This is a genomic window from Lentzea jiangxiensis (genome assembly GCF_900104175.1).
Lineage (GTDB): Bacteria > Actinomycetota > Actinomycetes > Mycobacteriales > Pseudonocardiaceae > Lentzea > Lentzea jiangxiensis.
Map to the genome: position 1 here is coordinate 102619 of NZ_FNIX01000002.1, position 14958 is coordinate 117576.

Consider the following 14958-nt stretch of genomic DNA (forward strand, 5'->3'; position numbering starts at 1 on the left):
GTGTGGCTCGGCGACGTGCCGAGCCACACCCCGCCTACCCGAGGTCGAGCTTGGCGAACGTCCGCAACAACCCCGGCGCCACCCGGCCGGCGATCCGGGCGGCCTTCGCCTCGACCGTCACCGGCACCACCGGGCGGTTGCGCCGCACCGCCCGCACGATCTCGGCGGCCACGCGCTCGGGACCGAAGCCGCGCCGGGCGTAGAGCCGGGACGCGCGGTCCTGCTTGCGGCGTTCCTCCTCGGCGCTGACGCCGGAGAACGTCGTGGTGGCGGTGATGTTCGTGTTCACCACGCCGGGGCAGATCGCGCTGACGCCGATGGCGTGCGGGGCGAGCTCGGCGCGCAGGCAGTCCGAGAGCATGAACACCGCCGCCTTGCTCGTGGCGTACGCGGAGAGGATCTTCGACGGCAGGTAGGCCGCCGCCGAGGACAGGTTCACGATGTGGCCGCCCTCTCCGCGTTCCACCATCAGCTCGCCGAACGCCCGGCAGCCGTGCACGACGCCCCAGAGGTTGACGTCCAGCACCCGCCGCCACTGCTCCGCGGACGTCGACAGGAACGATCCGGAGTGGCCGATGCCCGCGTTGTTCACGACGACGTCCGGCACGCCGTGCTCGTCCGCGACCCGCCGTGCCCACGCCCGCACGGCCTCTTCGGACCGGACGTCGACCTCGTAGGCGTGGCCGTCGACCATGCCCGCGGTCTCCTCCGCCGCGGCGAAGTCCACATCGGACACGACCACGCGGGCGCCCGTCGCGGCGAACGCCACGGCCGTCGCCCGGCCGATCCCGCTGCCACCGCCGGTGATCACGACCAGCCGCCGCGGGGGAGTGGCGTCCTCGACGAACTCGGAGATCATCCGAGCGAGCTGTTCCGGGTGGGTCAGCGGTGCCCAGTGCCCGGCCGCGATCCTGCGCCGCCGCAGGGACGGCACCCAGCGTTCGAGGTCGAGCGGCTCGGTGCGGATGTAGCGGTCGCGGGTCGGCTGGACCACCTGCACCGGCATCGGTGCGCGGCGCTGCCGGGGTGAGCGCATCACGGGGCGGATGTTCGCGCGGTACAACGACAAGCCGTTCACCGCGTCCGAGGCGATGGTCGGGGCGGGCTCGGTGCGGACGCCCTCCAGCCGCCGCAGCACGTCTCCCCAGCGGCGCGCGAGGTACAGGCGCCAGAACAGCGGTGCGAGCACCGGCACGTGGAACGCGCCGATGTACCAGGACCGGACGAACTGCCTCAGGTGGGCGAGCGACAGGCCTCCGCGCGACCAGTGGCCCATGTGGTCGAGGCACGGCCCGGAGATCGAGGTGAAAGTCGCGATCCGCGCGCCGGGGGTGGTGACGGCCTCCCACGACTGGATCGAGCCCCAGTCGTGCCCGACCAGGTGCACCGGTTCGCCGGGGCTGACCGCGTCGATCACGGCGAAGAGGTCCGCCGCCAGCCGTCCGAGCCGATAGCCGTCCTGAGTGGACGGTGCGGTCGAGGCCCCCGCGCCGCGCACGTCGTAGGTGACGACGCGGAAGTCGCCCTCCAGCAGGGCGGCGACGCGGTTCCAGACGGCGTGGGTGTCCGGATACCCGTGCACCAGCACCACCGTCGGCCCGGACGTGCCGCGCACCTGCACGGCGAGGTCGACTTCCCCGGAACGCACCTTCACAGTTCCTCCAACACGAGCCGGTCACCGGTGGGCCTGTCCACGTCGCACGTGCCGCAGAACCCCTGGCGGAGCCGACCGGTCGGCGGGCACGTCGAGGGATACCCCGCCGCGGCGCGGTTCGACCGTGAACGAGTGGCCGTCCACGACCGGGGGCGGGCTGAAGCGCTCGCGGTGCGGCCGGCGCGAGGAGAGCTCGGTCCGCACCCGCTCGGGCATCGACGCCGGTCCTCCTGCTCGACGAACCCGGGCACCTCCTCGGGCAGCAGCAGGTACGGGACGTTCATGCCGTGCGTGGTCACCGGCTCGTCCGGCTCCATCGCACACCTCCCCGCATTGCTACGCGCCCGTAGCTTGGTGAAAGCTACGCCACCGTAGCAATATGGTCCGGTGAGCACAACGCGCCGGAAGTACGCCCGCCGCCTGCCGCCGGGGGAGCGCCGCGAGCAGCTGCTGGACGCCGCCCTGCGCCTGATCCCGGCGGGCTTCGACACCGTCACGATGGAGTCGGTCGCGAAGGAGGCGCAGGTCACCAAGCCCGTGCTCTACGACCTGTTCGCGAACAGGGGAGAGCTCATCAGCGCGCTGCTGGAGCGCGAGGCGGGCAGGGCGACGGACCAGGTCCTCGCCGCCCTGCCCACCGACTTCGCCACGCGCTCGCCGGACGACGCCTTCGCCGACGCCGTCCGCGTCTTCGTCCACGCGGTTGTGGAGGCGCCCGACCGGTGGCGTCTCGTGCTGCTCCCGCCCGAGGGCACGCCGGCGGAGTTCCGCGCCCAGGTCGAGCGGGTGCGCGCGGGGGTCGTCGCCCAGGTCGAGGACCTCGCCGCCCTGGGGCTCGAGCAGCTGGGTCTTCAGGAGTTGGGCGGCCTGGACGACCTCGACTCGGCCCTGCTCGGGCACGCGATGCTGGCGCTCGCGGAGATGTCCGGGCGGCTCGTGCTGACCGACCCGGACAGGTTCACACCGGACCGGCTGGTGGCCTTCGTGACCCGGATCGCGCACGGACTCCGTTGAGCTGCGTCAGCGCACCCGAGCGTGCGTGAGCAGCGCGAGCCCGGTCGGGTCGTGGGTCACCGACACGTCGCACCTCGGCAGCAGCGCGCGCACGGCCTGCTCGTCGCGCTCGATCACCTGCCAGTCCATCAGGTACTCCAGCGGCCACCGGAACTCGTTGCCGGGAACCGTGCCGGCGAAGTAGACCGTGCTGCCGGGACGGGTGAGCTTGGTCAGCACGGCCTCGGTCAGCCGCACGGCCGCGCGGTCGTTGAGGTAGCCGTACAGGCCGTTGGCGAGCACGAGGTCGTACGGTCCCTGCTCGGCGAGCTTGGGGATGGCGCGGAAGATGTTGCCGGGGACCGCGGTCGTGAACTCGTTGAGCGGGCCGAGCCGCTGCTGCGCCAGCTCCAGCGCGTCCGGGTCGACGTCGGTGAGCACGAACCGGTCGCCGGGCCGCACGATGCCGGGCGGGAGGGTGCGCAGGTCGGGCGCGGCACCGGCGTCGATCACCAGGATCGTCCGCGGGCCGGAGCGCGGCGCGGTGAGGCAGTCGCCGATCAGCCGGGCCTGGTGCACCACCCGGTTGCGCAGCTGCTGGGCCAGCGCCGAGCGCTGCAGCTGGGCCTCGACGTGCCAGCCGAGCGTGCCCGGCGCGCCGCCGTTGGCCTGGGCGAGGACGTGCTCGACGAGCCGGAAGTCGCTCGGGTAGCCGCGCGCCCACTCGTTCTCGTCGCGCATGAACGGCGAGCGCGCACAGGCCGACTTCGCGGGCTGGACGATCGCGGCGACGTCCTCCTCGGGCACGCCCGCGAGGACGGTGGCGCCGATCTGGTCGCCCAGCGCGCGGAAACGGCCGCCGACGAGGCCGTTGGCGGCGGGATCGGCGAGGTCGAACTCCTTCTCACTGCGCAGGAAGCCGTCCACGGTGTCGCTGAGGCGGTGCAGGACATCGGTGCTGTGCATCGTCACTTCCTCGCTGTGGCAACGGTTCCGAAGCCTGTCAGCTGCGGTGGCCGCACGACAGGGTCTTTCGGGTAGTACGGGCAAGATCCTGCACCGGTTCGGGTGAAGATCACCAACTTGACGCGCCGGACCTGCGCGTCCTCATCTGCTCGCGGCCGTGACGGCGTCCGCGATGGCCTGGTGGCCCGCGGGCGTCGGGTGCACGTCGGTTCGGTCGCAGAAGTAGGTGAGCGAGCACACCTTGGCGACGGAGACCGGGATCTGGCCGTACTTCGGGTCCGGGGCCAGCTCGGTCAGCGCGCCGTAGCCGCCCGTCGCGGTCGTGACGTCGGCGAACCGGGCCCCGAACTTCCCGTACTGGGCGGCGATCCGCGAGTTGAAGTCCTGGAACATCGTGACCGACAGCCGGGCGAGGTTCTTGCCGTTGGGGAACGACGGGTTCACCCACGCGCCGAGGAAGACGTCCGGGTAGGTCAGGCCGACGATCTTCACGTCCGGCGCGGCCGCCCGCAGCTCGGTGAGCACGCCGGCGACGTTGGTCTGGATGCCGGCGACGGTCCTGGTCGCGCACTCGACGGGGTCCTGGACGATCGCGCACGGCGTCAGGTCGTTGCCGCCGATCACGATGGTGACGAGGTCGACGTTCCCGCCCTTCAGCGTCTCGGCCGCGGCGTCGAGCTGGGTCTTGCCGCCGGCGTCCGGCCCGCAGGCCGTCCTGGTGGCGAGGTCGGCGGACGTGGCGCCGTCGCAGGCCAGGTTGACGAGCCGCAGTCCGGCCGTCTCGGCGACGATCTGGGCGAAGCTCGTGTTCTTGCCGCCCGGCGCGAAGCCGGTGGCGTAGGAGTCGCCGATCGAGAGGTGGATCTTCTTCTCCGGCACGGGCGCCGGCGCGCTGCCGTCCGGCGCCGGTGGGGAGGCGGGCGGTGGCGGGGTCGAGGTGCACGCCGCCAGCGCTGTCAGCAACGCCACGACCAGGGCGAACCTCGGCACAACCGCTCCTTCGCATCGGAAGCTGATGTGCCGAGGTTACGAGATCGCCCGTGAGGGTCGTGTCAGCGGAGGCCCCGCAAGCCGGCCGAGCGCGCCAGTGGCAGTGCGGCGACGGTGATGGCGGACACTCGAGACAGGCCGTGGCGAGCGTCCGCCGCGGCCATCAGGTCGCGCGTGCCGGCGGTGGTGCGGGGCCTGCGGCCGGCAGGGGAGGCCGCAGACCCCGCAGGCCCGCGCGGTCAGGCGCTTTCCGCAGCGGCTGCCCGGCCCGCGACCCGCCCGGAGAACAGGCAGCCGCCGAGGAACGTGCCCTCGAGCGCCCGGTACCCGTGCACGCCACCGCCGCCGAACCCGGACACCTCGCCCGCCGCGTAGAGGCCGGGGATCGGCTGCGCGTTCGCGCCGAGGACGCGTCCCCGCAGGTCGGTCTGCAGGCCGCCCAGCGTCTTGCGGGTCAGGATGTTCATCCTGATCGCGATCAGCGGGCCGGCGGCGGGGTCGAGGATCTTGTGCAACGAGGCCGTGCGGGCCAGGCTGTCGCCGCTGTAGGCCAGCGAGTTGCGGATCCCCATCACCTGGACGTCCTTGGTGAACGGGTTGTCGACCTGCTGGTCGCGCGCGACGATCTGGCGCCGCAGCTCGTCGAGGCCGACGAGGTTCTGCCCGGTCAGCGCGTTCATGCCGGCCACCAGGTCCGGGAGGTTGTTCCTGATGACGAAGTCGACGCCCCTGTCCATGAACGCCTTCACGGGTGGCGGCGTGCTGTTCAGCAGCCGCATCGCGAGGTAGGCGACCAGGTTCTTGGCGGTGATCTCCGGGTTCTGCTCGGAACCGGAGAGCACGAACTCCTTGTCGATGATCTTCTTGTTGAGGATGAACCACGAGTAGTCGTAGCCCGACCTGCCGATCAGCTCCAGCGTGCCGAGCGTGTCGAGCGACGGGATGCCCGGGTTCGCGAACCGGCGGCCCCGCGCGTCGAACCACAGCGACGACGGCGCGGCCAGCACGCGGATGCCGTGGTCGGGCCAGATCGGCGTGTGGTTGATCATCCCCTCCGTGTAGTGCCACATGCGGTCGCGGTTGACCAGCCGCGCGCCCGCGAGCTCCGAGATCGCGAGCATGCGGCCGTCGACGTGCGCGGGGACACCGGTGACGAGCCGCTGAGGGGCCGGGCCGAGGCGGGCGGGCCAGTTGCGGCGCACCAGGTCCTTGTTGCCGCCGATGCCGCCGGAGGTCACCACGACCATCGGCGCGTGCAGCTCGAAGTCGCCGACCTTGACGCGGGAGCTGGGCTTGCCGCGCTGGGCGGTGCTGGGCTCGAGGACGCTGCCGCGCACGCCGGTCACAGCGCCGTTGGTGACGATGAGCCCGTCGACCTGGTGGCGGAACCGGAAGGTGACCTTGCCGTCGCGGACCGCGTCGCGGACCTTCTTCTCGAACGGCTCCATCACGCCGGGACCGGTGCCGAGCGTCATGTGGAAGCGCGGCACGGAGTTGCCGGGACCGTCGGCGAACTGGCCGCCGCGCTCGGCCCAGCCGACGATCGGCACCCAGCGCACGCCGAGCCCGTGGAGCCACTCGCGCTTCTCGCCGGCGGCGAAGTCCAGGTAGGCCTCCGCCCACTTCGCGGCCCAGTGGTCCTCGCCGCGGGGGTCGTTCACGCCGCGGTCGAACCCGGCGGTGTTGAACCAGTCGGCGCGGGCCAGCTCCAGGGAGTCCTTGATGCCGGCGGTCCGCTGCTCGGGGGAGTTGACGAAGAAGAGACCGCCGAGCGACCAGAACGCCTGGCCGCCCAGGCTGGCCTCGGGTTCCTGGTCGAGCAGCAGGACCCTGCGGCCCGCCGCGGCCAGCTCGGACGTGGCGACGAGCCCGGCCAGGCCGTGCCCGATGACGATGACGTCCGCGTCGACCCGCGGCGCCGCCCCGGCGACGGCCTGTCCCAGCGTCCCGCTCGTGGCGATCGCGCCGATCGCCCCGCCGGCGGCCAGGAGGGTGCGACGGCTGATGTTCCGGTCCGACATCCCAGGGCCTTCCTCGTTGAAGGGTGGTGCCAACGCGAATTACTCTCGCGTAAAGCAACTAACCAGCAACCGGAGAGCCGGGGATAGGGTCCCGCCACCAAACGGCGACGGCCGCGTTGTGGCCGTCACACAACCTGTGCTGCGGAGGTGTCGTGCCGGGGATGTCCGCGATGGTCCGGCAGGTCCTCGAAGCCGTCGCCGCCGACGACGAGGTGGTCGGGCGGGTCGTCGACGCGGCGCGCGGCCACTCGCCGGAGGTCGCCCGGCTGCCCGCGGAGGAGAACCGCCGGCACATCGCGTTCCTGCTGGCCGAGGGCATCGCGCACCTCGAACGGGGCGGGGCGCCCGACGACGGCGACTTCTCCGCCGCCCTGGCGCTGGGAGCCGACCGCGCCGCCCAGGGCGTGTCGATGGCGGGACTGCTGCGCGGCGTGCACGCCGGCCGGACCGAGCTGATCAGGGCCGCGGTCGAGCTGGCGCGGTCGCTCGGCGTCGACGACGGCGCGATCCTGGACTTCATGATCGACCTCGACCAGTACGTCGGCGCGGTCGAACGGCACGTCGTCAGCGGCTACCACGCCGCCGAGCTCCAGCTCTCCCGCACGGCCCGCGACCTGAACGCCCAGGTGCTGCGGCGGCTGCTGGTCTCCGGTGAGCTCCCCGACGCGTCCGAGCTCGCGCGTGCCGGGCTGCGGCCCGACGGCCGGTACCACTGCGTCGTCTCCGGGGTGACCGACCCGAGCCGCGCGCGGGCGCTCGAACAGCGGCTGCACGCGTCCGGCGGCGTGTACGGGCTGGTCGAGGGAAGACTGGTCGGACTCACGCCCGTGCCGCCGTCGTGGTCGGACGACCTGCTCGTGGTGTCACCGGCGACCGCGCTGAAGTCGTTGCGGGGCATGTACTCGATGTGCGCGCAGGCACTGGCGGCCGCGGGTGCGCCGCTGGGGGTGCGGCGCCTGGTCGACCTCGCCGCCGAGACCGCTCTCGCGGCGTTCCCGGCACTGGCGGAGACGCTGGCGGACTCGGTGCTCGGCCAGCTCGACCCGAAGAGCACGTTCCACCACGAGATCGTGGCGACGGCGCTGTGCTACCTGGACAACGGAGGCCGGCTCAGCGCCACGGCCACGGCGTTGCACATCCACGCGAACACCGTGCGGTACCGGCTGGACCGGCTCGTGGAGCTGACGGACGCCGACCTCGGCGAGAACCCCGTCGCGGGGCGCTCGCACGTGCTGACGACGCTGCACACCTGGTGGGCGCTGCGGTCGTGGATCGACCGCAGCGCCAGGTGATCCTTTAAAGGCGGTAGAAGTTCGCGTAGTGGTCGGGCGAGAAGTACACGTAGCCCGTCGTGCGGTCGACGACGATCCGGTACGCGTCACGGGACGCGTTGCAGGCGCGCGGGTAGACGTCGAACTCCTGGTAGCTGTGGCCGGACGGCAGCTGTCCCTCGCGGTTCTGGAACGTGCCACCGGCGAAGTTGCACTGGCCGTTCGGCCAGCTGTACCAGCCGCGCGAGCCGGGGTAGCCCTTCGACCTCCACGTCGAGTTGGCCGAGCTGGCAGCGGAACAGCGCGTCTGCGTGCAGGAGGTGTGGACGGCGGCGTCGGCGGCGGGGGCGACCACCGTGGTCACGGCGAACACGGACGCGACGACGGCGAGGGCGGCGAGCAGTCGACGTGTCCAGTGCGGTTGCAGGGTGTGCACTTCAGACCTCCATCGGCGGGGAACGAGGAACGTGGTGATCATTTCGGTCGAGCACCACGAGCCGGTGAACGGCAGGGAACCATCCGTGCAATTGTGCCCCCGGACCCGCACACCCCGCGCCGTCCGGCCGCGCGACGACTCCGAAAGCCAGCGTTGATCAACTCCGAACAGCCGATTGCGGATGCTGCCTCCGGCGATAGATTCGTCCAATGGCAGCACGGAAGCACATTTTGGTGCTGTTGACCTTGCTCGTGGCCGGGTGCACGGCCGAACACAGCGGCGCGCCCCGTCCCGCGCCGCGAGCCCCTTCCTCCTCTTTGGAGCAGCAGCCGTCCACAAAGGTGCGCACCGTTGTGGACGCTCGCACCGTCGAGCTGGCCGACGGCACGCGGGCGCGCGTCTCCCTGCTGGCGGAACCGCCGTCGTGCGTCGCTGCCGCCGCTCTGGACTTCGCTACGAAAGTGTTGCTGGACAAGGAGGTCCGGGTCAGCAGCATCACGCCGGGCGAGGTCTCGCTGGAGCTGCCCGACGGCACGGACTACGCGACGCTGGCCGTGCAGCACGGCTTCCTGCGCACCACCGGCGTCGACGGCGGCCCGCTGCTCGAGGCGGAGACCAAGGCCTCGCAGGCGAAGCTCGGCCTGTGGGCACAGGACTGCTCCACCTCGACGCCGGCGCCACCGCCTCCCGCGCCGGCCTGCGTCGTGGTCTACCGGGTCACCGGCGAGTGGAGCGGCGCGTTCCAGGCCGAGGTGACCGTCCGCAACGTCAGCGGCGCGCTGGTCAACGGCTGGTCGTTGAGCTGGAGGTTCACCGACGGCCAGACCGTGTCGCAGGCCTGGAACGCCACCGTGTCCCAGCCGTCCGGGGACGTGGAGGTGACCGACGCGGGCTACAACGCGCTGATCGTCGTGGACGGCTCGGTCTCGTTCGGCTTCAACGGCACGGTGTCCGGGTCGAACTCCGTGCCCGGCTCGTTCACCCTGAACGGAGCGCCCTGCACGGCGGGCTAGGTCCTGTGCCGAAGCCCCCGTTCGACGGGAGTCGCGCCTGAGGTGGTTCCCGGCCGTGCCCTCCGGCTGCCGATGTGAGCGGTCGTCTCGACGACGTCGAATCGAGGAGCACCTTTCCGTTCAGCGGAAGCGTGCTGTCGACTCCGGCGCGGTCCGTCCCTAGGGTTGCACCGCGTGACGACCAGCCAGCACGAGATCAGCGACGAGATCGCGAAGATCCACGCCGACTCACCGGGGGGTGCGCCGCTGCTGGACTTCCCGCCCTACCGCAGCACCCTGCTGCGCCACCCCACCAAGGAACCGCGCCACGTCGACCCCGAGGGCGCGGAGCTGCTGGCGCCGGTCTTCGGCCACTCCGACGTCGCCCCGGTCGAGGCCGACCTGACCGTGCAGCGCGGCGGCGACCCCATCGGCGAACGCATCCGGGTGCACGGCCGCGTGCTCGACGGCGACGGCCGCCCGGTGCGCCGCCAGCTGGTCGAGATCTGGCAGGCCAACGCCGCCGGCCGCTACTCCCACCAGGGCGACCAGCACCCGGCGCCGCTCGACCCCCACTTCACCGGCGTCGGCCGCTGCCTCACCGACGACGACGGCCGGTACTCGTTCACGTCGATCAAGCCCGGCCCGTACCCGTGGCGCAACCACCACAACGCCTGGCGGCCCGCGCACATCCACTTCTCGTTGTTCGGCACCGACTTCACGCAGCGGCTGATCACGCAGATGTACTTCCCGGGCGACCAGCTGCTGGCGCTCGACCCCATCGCGCAGTCGATCACCGATCCCGCGGCGCTGAACCGGCTCATCGCGGCGTACGACCACTCGCGGTCGGAGCACGAGTGGCTGCTCGGCTACCGCTGGGACATCGTGTTGACCGGGAGCCACGCCACCTACCTGGAGCCGTCCGATGACTGAGGCGACACCGGGCCAGACCATCGGCCCGTTCTTCCACCACGCGCTCGCGTTCCCGGGCGACTGCGAGCTCGTGCCGTTCGGCTCGGCCGGGTCCGTGGTGCTGCACGGGTACGTCCGCGACGGAGCCGGTGACCCGGTGCCCGACGCGATGATCGAGATCCGCCAGTCCGACGCCGCCGGTGTCGTGCCCCGCTCGGGCGGCTCCCTGCGGCGCGGGGGAGCCGAGTTCACGGGGTGGGGCCGCTGCTGCACCGACGCCGCCGGGCACTACTGGTTCAGCACGGTCGAGCCCGGCCTGCCGTTCTTCGCGGTCACGATCTTCGCGCGTGGACTGCTCGACCGGCTGTTCACGCGCATCTACCTGCCCGGTGCCGCCGGCGCCGTGGACGGGCTCGTGGCCGAGCGCGAGCCGGACGGGCGGCTGCGGTTCGACCTGCACCTGCAGGGACCGTCCGAGACGGTCTTCCTGACCTACCCGCGGACGTGATCGTGCTCCCCGGTTCCCACCGCGCCGCCGGCCTCGTCGACGACACCGCCCTCGTCCGGGCGATGCTCCAGGTCGAGGTCGCCTGGGCCCGCGTGCTCGGCACCCCGATCTCGGTGGACGGCTGGGTCCCGGTGCTCGACCCGGTCGAGGTCGAGGCCGCGGGCAACCCGGTGCTGCCCCTGGTGACGGCTCTGCGCGCCAGGGTTCCCGGTCCGGTCCACACCGGACTGACGAGTCAGGACGTCCTCGACTCGGCGTTCATGCTGCTGGCGCGCGGGGCGGTGGAACGGGCCTCGGCCGACCTCGCGCGGGTCGCCGGCGCGCTGGCCCGGCTGGCCGGGGAGCACCGGTCCAGCGTGATGGCGGGACGGACGCTGACGCAGCACGCCGTGCCGATCACGTTCGGGCTCAAGGCCGCGCGGTGGCTGGTGGGCGTGTTGGACGCGGCCGGCGAGCTGGAGGCCGTGCCGCTGCCGGCGCAGTGCGGGGGCGCCGCCGGGACGTTGTCGCGCGCGGAGGACCCGATCGCGTCCGCCACGGCGTTCGCGGAGCACCTCGGCCTGGTGTGGCCCGGCATGCCCTGGCACACCTACCGCGCGCCGGTCACCCGCCTCGGTGACGCGCTGGTGCGGACGTGCGACGCGCTCGGTGTGATGGCCGCGGACCTGCTGACGCTCGGACGGCCGGAGATCGGCGAGGTGAGCGAGGGCGCCGTGGCCGGGCGGGGCGGGTCGTCGACCATGCCGCACAAGCGCAACCCGGTGCTGGCGGTGCTGGTGAACAGCGCGGCCCTGCAGGCTCCGGGCCTGGGCGCGCGGCTGCACCTGTGCGCGGCAAGGGCGGTCGACGAACGGCCGGACGGCGCCTGGCACGCGGAGTGGCCCGCGCTGCGGGCGTTGCTGGAGCTGGTGGTCGTGGCGGCCTCGCAGGCCGCCGAACTGGTCGAGGGCCTCGAGGTGCACGCGGACGTGATGGCCCGGCGTGCCGGGGAAGCGGCCGCGGACCTGCTGGCGGAGCGCGGCGGCGGCACGGATCCCGGCGCGTACCTCGGCGCGGCGGAGACTTTCGTGGACGAGGCGCTGAAGCGGTGGAAGGGATGAGGACGCGGTGTCGTACGACGACGGGATGAAGGTCCGGCGCGAGGTGCTCGGGGACGCGCACGTGGACAGGGCCGAACCGGACGAGTTCACCGCCGACTTCCAAGACCTCATCACGCGGTACGCGTGGGGTGAGATCTGGACGCGGCCCGGCCTCGACCGGCGCACGCGCAGCGCGATCACGCTCACGGCGCTGATCGCCCGGGGGCACTGGGAGGAGTTCCAGCTGCACGTCGCCGCGGCGGTGCGCAACGGGTTGAGCCAGGACGAGATCGGCGAGGTGATCCTGCAGAGCGCCGTCTACTGCGGGGTGCCCGCCGCCAACCACGCGTTCTCCGTGGCGCGTCCGGTCTTGAAGGAGCACTCGTGACGCGCACCCAGGTCGGGATCGTCGGCGGGGGCCCTGCCGGCCTGATGCTGTCACACCTGTTGTCGCTCAACGGGATCGACAGCGTCGTGGTCGACAACAGGACCAGGCCGGAGATCGAGAACACGGTCCGCGCCGGCATCCTGGAGGCCGACAGCGCCCGGCTGCTCGTCGACACGGGCGTGTCCGACCGGGTGTTGCGCGACGGGCACCCGCACGAGGGCATCGACCTGCGGTTCGGCGGCGAGAGCCACCGCGTGGACTTCCGCGCGCTGGTGGGCGAGCCGGTCTGGCTGTACCCGCAGACCGACGTGTTCGTGGACCTCGCGAACGCCCGCGCACGCGACGGCGGCGACGTGCGGTTCGGCGTCAGCGACACCTCGGTCGACCTCACCGGGCCCGCGATCCGCTTCACCGACAGCGAAGGCGTGCGCCAGGAGGTGCGCTGCGACCTGCTCGTCGGCGCCGACGGCTCCCGCTCGACCTGCCGCGCCGAGATCCCGGAAGCCGTGCGCACGCACAGCTTCCGCGAGTACCCGTTCGCCTGGTTCGGCATCATCACCGAGGCCCCGCGCAGCGCCGACGAGCTGGTCTACGCGCACTCGTCGCGCGGGTTCGCGCTGATCAGCCAGCGCACCGAGACCCACCAGCGCATGTACTTCCAGTGCGACCCGTCGACCGACGTGGCGCAGTGGTCCGACGACCGGATCTGGGAGGAGCTGCAGGCCCGCGTCGCCGGACCGGACGGGTTCACGCTGAAGGAAGGCCCGATCACCGAGAAGACGGTGCTGCGCTTCCGGTCGTTCGTCGCGGAACCCATGCGGCACGGCAGGTTGCTGCTCGCCGGCGACGCCGCGCACACCGTGCCGCCGACCGGTGCCAAGGGCCTGAACCTGGCGCTGCAGGACGTCCGCGTGCTCGCCGAGGTGGTCGAACGGGCGTTGCGCAAGGACGACCTCGACGCGCTGGACGAGTACGGCCCGCGCGCCCTCGGCCGGGTGTGGAAGGCGCAGCACTTCTCGTACTGGATGACGACGATGCTGCACGCGCTGCCCGCGGCCACCGAGTTCGACGTCCGCAGGCAGCTCGGCGAACTGGCGTCGGTGGTCGGTTCGGAGGCGGGGTCGAGGTTCCTGGCGGAGGGGTACACGGGCTGCTGGCCCGCTTGAGCGGGGCCGGTGGGACCGGCCCCGCGGACGTCGCGGCGCTGCGCACGCGGCTGATGCGCGGCTCGATTCACCGAGTCCTGGCCGAGGACGTCCGCCGGAATGCTGTGGCGGCCCGTGCTGGAGACCTCCGTGGAGGCGCAAGCGGCCGTCAGTGGAGGACGAGCCCGCCGACCGGGACCGCGGGGACGTGACCGGTCGGCGGCCTCGACCGCGCCAGCTCCAGGCCCACGTCGACCAGCGACGCCCGGCGCAGCCCGCCGACCTCGGCGAGCGCTGTCCACAGAGGATCGAACGTGGCGCCGTCCGGTTCCGGCCGCGGCGCGCCGGTGATGCGGACGAGGTAGAAGACACCGACGTTCTGGTGCACGCCCTTCTCCGGCTGGTGGCGCTCGGCCGCGGGAACGACCCGCGAGTCCACGCCCAGCAGGCGCTCGACCTCCGCGGCGCACCCGGTCTCCTCGGCCACCTCCCGGACGACGGCGTCGATCGGGTCCTCGCCGTGTTCCACCGCGCCGCCGGGCAACGTCCAGTGGCCCTCGTCGAACTCCGACGCGCAGCGGACGAGCAGCACGCGGTCGTTCTCGATGCCGACGGCGTAGGCCCCCAGCCGAAAGGTCGTCATGGGACCACGTTAGTCCGGAAGGCGTCCTCCGCGAGGATGATGCCGCGCGGCGGACGCGATCTTGAACGCGCCGCTCTACCGTTCCGGTCATGTTGACTGTGAGGGGGATCAGCCGGAGCTTCGGCGATCACAAGGTCCTCGACGAGGTGAGCTTCGACGTGCGGCCCGGCCGCATGACGGGATTTCTGGGCGCGAACGGGTCGGGCAAGACGACCACGATGCGCATCGTCCTGGGGGTGCTCGCCGCGCACGGCGGGACGGTGAGCTGGAAGGGGACCGAGGTCGGGCCGCAGAACCGGCCGGACTTCGGGTACATGCCGGAGGAGCGCGGGCTCTACCCCAAGATGAAGGTGCGCGAGCAGATCACGTGGCTGGGGCGCCTGCACGGCGTCGACCGCGTCACGGCGGAGCGCAACACCGACGAGCTGCTCGAGGACCTGGAGCTGACCGGCCGGGCCGGTGACCGGCTGGAGGCGTTGTCGCTCGGCAACCAGCAGCGCGTGCAGATCGCCGCCGCGCTGGTGCACGACCCGGACGTGCTGATCCTCGACGAGCCGTTCTCCGGCCTCGACCCGATCGCCGTCGAGACGGTGCTGGACGTGCTGCGCAAGCGCGCCGCGAACGGCGTGCCCGTGCTGTTCTCGAGCCACCAGCTCGCGATCGTGGAACGGCTCTGCGACGACGTCGTGATCATCTCGAAGGGACGGATCGCGGCGAACGGGTCGCGCGAGGAGCTGCGCACCCGGCACGCCGGCGAGCGCTACGAGATCGTCGTCGCCCAGGACGCGGGCTGGGTCCGCGACGTGCCCGGCGTGACGATCCTGGAGCTCGACGGCCCGCGCGCGGTGTTCGAGGCGGAACCCCAGCAGGTGCTCAGGACGGCGCTGGACCGCGGCGAGGTCCGCTCGTTCACGCCCGTCGTGCCCACGCTGGACGAGATCTTCAAGGAAGTGGTCTGAC

Annotated in this window: 16 protein-coding genes; 9 read left to right on the plus strand and 7 right to left on the minus strand. The window is 72.2% G+C overall.

Annotation, left to right across the window (positions count from 1 at the left end; translation table 11 throughout):
- Positions 1–34: 34 nt before the first annotated feature.
- A complete protein-coding gene (locus tag BLQ91_RS08300; protein WP_245733273.1) occupies positions 35–1648 on the minus strand; it encodes an SDR family oxidoreductase in 1614 nt (537 codons plus the stop codon).
- A gap of 2 nt (positions 1649–1650) precedes the next feature.
- Positions 1651–1971, minus strand: a complete 321-nt coding sequence (locus BLQ91_RS08305) for a hypothetical protein (protein ID WP_090096170.1) — start codon at positions 1969–1971, stop codon at positions 1651–1653.
- A 70-nt stretch (positions 1972–2041) separates the two neighbouring features.
- Between BLQ91_RS08305 and BLQ91_RS08310 the strand changes: the two genes are divergently transcribed.
- Complete coding sequence (locus tag BLQ91_RS08310) at positions 2042–2668, plus strand: TetR/AcrR family transcriptional regulator (RefSeq protein WP_090096171.1); 627 nt, start codon at positions 2042–2044, stop codon at positions 2666–2668.
- A gap of 6 nt (positions 2669–2674) precedes the next feature.
- Here the strand turns inward: BLQ91_RS08310 and BLQ91_RS08315 are convergent, their stop codons facing one another.
- From BLQ91_RS08315 to BLQ91_RS08325, 3 genes are all read right to left on the minus strand, one after another.
- The gene (locus BLQ91_RS08315) at positions 2675–3613 is read right to left on the minus strand and encodes a class I SAM-dependent methyltransferase (protein ID WP_143022563.1); all 939 of its coding nucleotides are present in this window, start codon (positions 3611–3613) and stop codon (positions 2675–2677) included.
- A 141-nt stretch (positions 3614–3754) separates the two neighbouring features.
- Positions 3755–4603 (minus strand): SGNH/GDSL hydrolase family protein, encoded by an 849-nt coding sequence (locus BLQ91_RS08320; RefSeq protein ID WP_176959630.1) that lies wholly within the window; start codon positions 4601–4603, stop codon positions 3755–3757.
- A 239-nt stretch (positions 4604–4842) separates the two neighbouring features.
- Positions 4843–6624, minus strand: coding sequence for an FAD-binding dehydrogenase (locus tag BLQ91_RS08325; protein WP_090096174.1), 1782 nt, complete (start codon positions 6622–6624; stop codon positions 4843–4845).
- Positions 6625–6785: 161 nt separating this feature from the next.
- Here BLQ91_RS08325 and BLQ91_RS08330 point away from each other — a divergent pair, with 161 nt between their 5' ends.
- Positions 6786–7916, plus strand: coding sequence for a PucR family transcriptional regulator (locus BLQ91_RS08330; protein WP_245733274.1), 1131 nt, complete (start codon positions 6786–6788; stop codon positions 7914–7916).
- A gap of 4 nt (positions 7917–7920) precedes the next feature.
- On the opposite strand, the gene BLQ91_RS08335 is transcribed toward BLQ91_RS08330, so the two are convergent.
- Positions 7921–8331, minus strand: coding sequence for a ribonuclease domain-containing protein (locus BLQ91_RS08335; RefSeq protein WP_245733275.1), 411 nt, complete (start codon positions 8329–8331; stop codon positions 7921–7923).
- 209 nt (positions 8332–8540) lie between these two features.
- Between BLQ91_RS08335 and BLQ91_RS08340 the strand changes: the two genes are divergently transcribed.
- The 6 genes from BLQ91_RS08340 to BLQ91_RS08365 all read left to right on the plus strand — a co-directional run bounded on the left by BLQ91_RS08340 (position 8541) and on the right by BLQ91_RS08365 (position 13376).
- Positions 8541–9344, plus strand: a complete 804-nt coding sequence (locus tag BLQ91_RS08340; RefSeq protein ID WP_090096177.1) for a cellulose binding domain-containing protein — start codon at positions 8541–8543, stop codon at positions 9342–9344.
- A gap of 174 nt (positions 9345–9518) precedes the next feature.
- The gene (gene pcaH / locus BLQ91_RS08345) at positions 9519–10256 is read left to right on the plus strand and encodes a protocatechuate 3,4-dioxygenase subunit beta (protein WP_090096178.1); all 738 of its coding nucleotides are present in this window, start codon (positions 9519–9521) and stop codon (positions 10254–10256) included.
- Entirely contained in the window at positions 10249–10743 is a 495-nt protein-coding gene (locus BLQ91_RS08350) for a dioxygenase family protein (RefSeq protein ID WP_090096179.1), read from the plus strand. Before pcaH ends, BLQ91_RS08350 begins: the two co-directional genes overlap by 8 nt.
- A gap of 2 nt (positions 10744–10745) precedes the next feature.
- Positions 10746–11843, plus strand: a complete 1098-nt coding sequence (locus BLQ91_RS08355; RefSeq protein WP_245733276.1) for a lyase family protein — start codon at positions 10746–10748, stop codon at positions 11841–11843.
- A gap of 7 nt (positions 11844–11850) precedes the next feature.
- Positions 11851–12210, plus strand: coding sequence for a 4-carboxymuconolactone decarboxylase (gene pcaC, locus BLQ91_RS08360; protein ID WP_281199318.1), 360 nt, complete (start codon positions 11851–11853; stop codon positions 12208–12210).
- Positions 12207–13376: a 4-hydroxybenzoate 3-monooxygenase gene (locus BLQ91_RS08365; RefSeq protein ID WP_281199319.1), complete on the plus strand. Its 1170-nt coding sequence runs from the start codon at positions 12207–12209 to the stop codon at positions 13374–13376. Before pcaC ends, BLQ91_RS08365 begins: the two co-directional genes overlap by 4 nt.
- 148 nt (positions 13377–13524) lie before the next feature.
- Here BLQ91_RS08365 and BLQ91_RS08370 read toward each other — a convergent pair whose 3' ends face one another.
- On the minus strand, positions 13525–13998 hold the full coding sequence (locus BLQ91_RS08370; RefSeq protein ID WP_090096180.1) for an NUDIX hydrolase: 474 nt from the start codon (positions 13996–13998) through the stop codon (positions 13525–13527).
- Between the two features lie 89 nt (positions 13999–14087).
- On the opposite strand from BLQ91_RS08370, the gene BLQ91_RS08375 reads away from it, so the two are divergent.
- On the plus strand, positions 14088–14957 hold the full coding sequence (locus BLQ91_RS08375) for an ABC transporter ATP-binding protein (protein WP_090096181.1): 870 nt from the start codon (positions 14088–14090) through the stop codon (positions 14955–14957).
- The last annotated feature ends 1 nt before the right edge of the window (position 14958 follow it).

Coding starts and splice junctions, on each gene's coding strand:
- BLQ91_RS08305 (WP_090096170.1), bottom strand. CDS start 1,971: ATGGAGCCGGACGAGCCGGTGACCACGCACGGCATGAACGTCCCGTAC.
- BLQ91_RS08315 (WP_143022563.1), bottom strand. CDS start 3,613: ATGCACAGCACCGATGTCCTGCACCGCCTCAGCGACACCGTGGACGGC.
- BLQ91_RS08325 (WP_090096174.1), bottom strand. CDS start 6,624: ATGTCGGACCGGAACATCAGCCGTCGCACCCTCCTGGCCGCCGGCGGG.
- BLQ91_RS08330 (WP_245733274.1), top strand. CDS start 6,786: ATGTCCGCGATGGTCCGGCAGGTCCTCGAAGCCGTCGCCGCCGACGAC.
- BLQ91_RS08340 (WP_090096177.1), top strand. CDS start 8,541: ATGGCAGCACGGAAGCACATTTTGGTGCTGTTGACCTTGCTCGTGGCC.
- BLQ91_RS08350 (WP_090096179.1), top strand. CDS start 10,249: ATGACTGAGGCGACACCGGGCCAGACCATCGGCCCGTTCTTCCACCAC.
- BLQ91_RS08370 (WP_090096180.1), bottom strand. CDS start 13,998: ATGACGACCTTTCGGCTGGGGGCCTACGCCGTCGGCATCGAGAACGAC.
- BLQ91_RS08375 (WP_090096181.1), top strand. CDS start 14,088: ATGTTGACTGTGAGGGGGATCAGCCGGAGCTTCGGCGATCACAAGGTC.